This window comes from Bradyrhizobium sp. (assembly GCF_017881085.1).
GTDB lineage: Bacteria > Pseudomonadota > Alphaproteobacteria > Rhizobiales > Xanthobacteraceae > Bradyrhizobium.
In genome coordinates, this window is record NZ_JADGRI010000372.1 from 1 (window position 1) to 4,698 (window position 4,698).

At 64.5% G+C, this 4,698-nt stretch carries 4 protein-coding genes; 1 reads left to right on the top strand and 3 read right to left on the bottom strand.

Features of this window, described 5'->3' with window-relative positions:
• The 3 genes from QZ213_RS24735 to ugpB all read right to left on the bottom strand — a co-directional run.
• Positions 1-248, bottom strand: a 248-nt coding sequence (locus QZ213_RS24735) for a twin-arginine translocation signal domain-containing protein (RefSeq protein WP_291688701.1), incomplete at its 3' end; no start/stop codon positions are given.
• 225 nt (positions 249-473) lie between these two features.
• Positions 474-1,424, bottom strand: a complete 951-nt coding sequence (locus QZ213_RS24740) for an aminoglycoside 3'-phosphotransferase/choline kinase family protein (RefSeq protein WP_291688702.1) — start codon at positions 1,422-1,424, stop codon at positions 474-476.
• Between the two features lie 9 nt (positions 1,425-1,433).
• Entirely contained in the window at positions 1,434-2,738 is a 1,305-nt protein-coding gene (ugpB, locus tag QZ213_RS24745; RefSeq protein WP_291688703.1) for a sn-glycerol-3-phosphate ABC transporter substrate-binding protein UgpB, read from the bottom strand.
• 694 nt (positions 2,739-3,432) lie between these two features.
• Between ugpB and QZ213_RS24750 the strand changes: the two genes are divergently transcribed.
• Positions 3,433-4,698, top strand: a 1,266-nt coding sequence (locus QZ213_RS24750; RefSeq protein ID WP_291688704.1) for a HAMP domain-containing protein, incomplete at its 3' end; no start/stop codon positions are given.

Below are 4,698 nucleotides of genomic sequence, written 5' to 3' on the forward strand. Positions count from 1 at the left end.
GGCACGCCGCCGGGGCCGCTCTTCATCTCGTGGCTGATCAGCCGGTCATAGCAATTCCAGGACACCTCATAGCCGGGCACGTTGGTGCCGACGCCATGAATGTCGAGATTGTTGGGGCCGCTCTCCGAGACGATCAGGAGCGTCTCGGAACGGGCGTCGGCCCTGGCGGCGGACCAGATCGCCGGCGCCGGCACCATGGCGCCGGCCGCGACGCCCGTGACGGATTTCAGGAAATCGCGACGCTTCATCTGCTGGCTCCAACGCACGAGGGATTAAGCTCTGGAGCGACTTCGCAAGGTTTGTGCCAGAAATGAACGGAAGCCTAATCGCGCCCTAAGCGCATGATTAGACTTTCGAATGTTGATTACAGGAGACCGACGAGCCGTAGCCACATTGCATACAAAGATGCATCTTTGCTCATAATAAATGCAGAAATTCGGCACGCCTTCTTGTCGAGCGGCGCTGTCGATTACTCAAACCGGCCAGAGCAATTCCTGCAATTCGAACAAATCGGCGGCTTTTTGCTGCCAACCCTCGATGCAGATGTGCCGCACGGGATCGCTGGCGCGATGCAGCAGCATCAGCGCCATCAGCCGGCGCTTCAAGGTGGAATTGATATCCGCCCATGAGTAACCGAACCCGCGAAGGAGACGGTCGACCCGGCGCGGCATTCCAGCCGTCATGAACGCGCTGGGTCCAAGCAAATCGTACTCTTTCCAGCCCGTCATCACGTCGCCGAAGTCGATCAGCCCGGCCAACCGCCAGGTCCCGCTTTCGCCGCTCAGCAGAAAATTCTCCGGAATGTACTCGCCGGTCAGGATGACCGGCGGAGCGTCGACCGGAATCAGCTCCGCCGCGTCGCGAAGCAGGTGGTCGAGCCCATCGAGATATTTTTGCGGCAGCCCGAGGCGTTCATGCCGGGCGCGGCATCCCGCGATTTGCCTTGCGATGAACTCGGGCCAGCGCGGCTCGACGCCGGACAATTCGCCAATCGGCACCCGCTGCACTTCCGCGATCGTCTCGCCGATTTGCCCGAGCACGCGCTCCTTCTGGTCCTCCGGCAGCATTGGCCAGGCTTGCGTTCCCACGACGCCGTCCAGCCGCGTGATGACGAGATACGGCCACTGGTCGCGCTCGCCTTCGAGCACGATTTCCGGAATCGGCACGGACAACCGCCCGCGAAGCTGCGACAGCGAGGCACGTTCCGACACGAACTGATGCCGCAGCAGGGGCGGAAAGATCTTCAGGATCAGCCGGTCATCGAGCGCGACGACGAGATTGGTGCCGTTCGAAAACAGCTGCGGATCCGCGTGCGGCAAGCCATGGCTGCGCGCGATATCGAGCGCAGCCGGCAGGCATTGCGACGGATCCGCACGCCAGGCGCGGAATGCCTCGATATTCTCAACGCCCGGCAGCGAATGCATCAGACGTCTCTAGCGGTCCGGGTTGGCGCGTTCGAACTGGCGCAGCAGGCGATTGCCCCTCTCGACCGCTGCATCCAGTGCGGCTTGGGCCGACTTCTTGCCCGAAAACGCCTGCTCCAGCTCGTCGTCGATCGCATCGCGGATCAGCACGAACGAGCCGAGCCGCACGCCGCGCGAATTCTCGGTCAGCGGCTTCTGCGTCATCTGCTCGATCGAGATCGCGGTGCCGGGATTGCGGTCGTAAAAGCCTTGCGCGCGGGTGAGGTCGAAGGCGGCGCGGGTTATCGGCAGATAGCCGGTGTTCTGGTGCCAGGCGGCCTGGACTTCCGGCTTCGACAGATAGGCGAAGAACCTGGCGACGCCCTTGTATTCCGCTTGCGGCCGGTTGCGCAGCACCCACAGGGTCGCGCCGCCGATGATGGTGTTCTGCGGCGCGCCGGCAACGTCCGGCCAGTACGGCAGCATGCCGTAGCCGATTTCGAACAGGGAATTCTTCCGGATGTCGGCCCGCGTCCCCGACGAGCCGATGAAGATGCCGCATTCGCCGTTCTGGAACCGTGGCTCCGCCGTGGTCGCCCGGCCGCTATAGTCGAACACCTTCGTGGCCTGCCATTCCGCGAGTTGCGCGATGTGCCGCACCACCACCGGATTGTTGAACGTCAGCACCGCGTTCAGCCCGTTGAAGCCGTTGGCCTCCGTGGCAAGCGGCAGATTGTGGTAGGCGGAAAAGTTCTCGACATTGATCCAGGACGGCCAGGAGGTGGTGAACCCGCAGGCCGCGCCGGACGCGCGCAGCCGTTTCGCCGCCGCCCCGAGCTCGGGCCAGGTCTTCGGCGCGATGTCGGGATCGAGCCCGGCGGCGCGGAACATCTTCTTGTTGTAGTACAGGATCGGCGTCGATGCGTTGAACGGGAAGGACAGCAAATTGCCGGCGGCGTCGGCATAATAGCCGGTCACGGCGGGAAGATAGTCTTCCGGTGAAAACGCCTCCTGCTGGTCGGCCATCAATTCGAACACCGGATAGATCGCGCCCCTCGCCGCCATCATGGTCGCGGTCGCGATTTCGTTGACCTGGACGATGGCGGGCTGGCTGCGCGAGCGAAACGCGAAGATCGCCGCCGTCACGGTCTCGGTGTAATTTCCCTTGTAGCTCGGCACGATCCGGTAGTCGGATTGCGACGCGTTGAAATCGGAGGCCAGCTTCTCCAGCTGCCGCCTGAGCTCGCCCGACATGGCATGCCACCACATGATGTCGGTGACCGCGTAGGCGGGAGCCGCCGAGGCGAGCACGGCGGCCGCAACAACGAGCTGCAAGAATTTCCGAGCCGACTTCACAGCTAAACCGATCCCGATCCGCAGCCGTTCAAAACGCCGCTCCACGCCGCATCGGTCCCCACAGGACCCCCGGTGCCCTCATAGAACCCCCCGCCGCCGCTTTCAATCGGCGAAGGCCGGGTCGCAGCGCACAATTGACGCCGCTGGCGGCGCTGGCACAATAGCCGGTACCAGCCGGCCACGGCCAAGAAAACATTGAACCTTTTCGTCCCTTCGCCGACCTCCTCATAAGGGGATAGTGCCTGTGTACAGCCGCGCCGCCGATACCCGGAGCGAGGATCAGCCGGCCAGACAGGCGCCGCCATATGGGCCACCCGAGCGCGCGGACGAGCGGCAAGACACCGCAGCTCCGCGCGCCTCATTCGCGCCCGCCCGGAAGAAAAAGGCGCTTGGCGCAGAGAACAACCGGCCGTCCTTGGTGACAACGGATCGTTATAAATATGCCGGTTACGATGCCCCAACCGAACCCAAGATGAGCCGGAATTCCCAGTGATGTCGCGGAAGAGCTGGCAGGGCCCGTCGATGGAGGATCGCAAGATATTCGGCGCAGCCGCGACCCATCGCACGGTGGAGTGAACAGGTTTTGGAAGTCGCACCGCAGGACCAGGCAGCGGAACATCCGGCGAGTCTCGCCGCGCGGGCCCGTTCCCGCATTGTCGGGCTGCTTCGCGCGGTGCCGATCCGCTGGCGCATCCTGTCGATCGCCGCGCTGAACTCGGCGGTCGTGGTGGTGCTGGCCGCCATGATCTGGAACGGCGCCCAGGTGCTCGGCTCGGCCTGGGACGACGTGCGGCAGGTGCGGGAGTCCGACAAGATCCTGGCGGTGCTGGAGAGCGAAACCAGCCGGCTGCAGAACCTGATCCACCGCTACATCAATCAGCCGAGCCCCGAACTGTTCGCGGAGATCCTTTTGCTGCGCGAAGCCGTGCTCGGTACCCTGACCACGCGCGCCTCGACCGATCCGATGCTGTCGGGATCGGTGGAGGAACTCGAGCGCGTCACCGAACGCTTCCTCAACGGCTTCGGCGAACTGCGCGGGGTGCAGGCGACGATTTCGAAGACCTACGAGCAGGAGGTCCTGACGCCGGCGCGCGATATGGCGGGGCTCTACTCGATCATCGAGGGCGCGACCGGCCACCGCGACGCCCAGATCTGGCCCGCGCTCGGCAGATCCCGCGAGGCCTTCACCGGAATGCTGGTCGCCGCCAACGCCTATTATCTTTCGCTGGCCACCGCTTCCGCCGACGAAGCGCGCCGCAATACCGAGACCATCGAGAAGACCATCCCCGTGATGGCCGACCTTGCCGACAACGACCTGCAGCGGATGGCGCTGAACCGGCTGAAGACGCGGACGGCGGCGCTGCGGGAAGGCTTTGCAAAACTGACCGAGCAGCTCACCAACCGCACCGAACTGTTGCGAAACACCATCGACGCCAGCCAGGCCGAAGCCATCGGCGCCATCGACGACCTGTCGGTCAAGATGCGCCGGCGCGAGCAGAAGGCGCAGGAGACGTTCGACCGCACGCTGGCCGACATCTCCCGCAGGGTGTTGTCGATCGCCGTGATCTTTCTCGGCATCATCATCACCGCGGGCGTGCTGATCGCGCTTTCGATCCGGCTGCCGCTGCAGCAGATCATGACGGCGATGCGCGCCATCACCCTGGGCGACTACGACCGGCAGGTGCAGGGCACCGCCGCCAAGGACGAAGTTGGCGCGATGGCGCGCGCCGTCGAGGTGTTCCGCGAGAACGCCATCGCCAAGCGCAAGACCGAAGACGAGTTGCGCGCCTCCAAGGAGAAAGCCGAAGGCGCGCTGCTAGAGCTCAACACCGCCCAGCAAAACCTGATCGACGCCGAACGGCTGGCGGCGCTCGGCGGCCTGGTCGCCGGCGTCGCCCATGAAGTGAACAACCCGATCGGCATCAGCCTGACGGTGGCG